Raw genomic sequence first — 253 nt, forward strand, 5'->3', positions numbered from 1 at the left:
CCGACCATGATGTTGCCGAAGAGGGTGGCGTAATAGGGGTTCAGGCGATCGACATGGATAAAGTAACCGTGCAGGTCAGAGAACAGGGACACCAGTCCGACCGCGCAGAAGGTTTTCAGCGTGAAGGCGGCGCCCATCCGCCGGACAGAGAGCCAGTAGAATGGCAGGTTAATGACGAAGAAGACCACGCCAAACGGCAGGTGGGTGGCATAGTGGATCAGAAAGGCCATACCTGCCGTTCCGCCGGTCAGGG

Annotated in this window: 1 protein-coding gene; it reads right to left on the reverse strand. The window is 58.5% G+C overall.

Annotated elements, in window-relative coordinates:
* On the reverse strand, positions 1 to 230 hold a 230-nt coding region (locus tag ACZ2IA_RS23150), incomplete at its 3' end, for a YitT family protein (protein ID WP_470294927.1).
* Positions 231 to 253: the final 23 nt, after the last annotated feature.

The organism is Crenobacter sp. CS_VA4 (assembly GCF_055597485.1).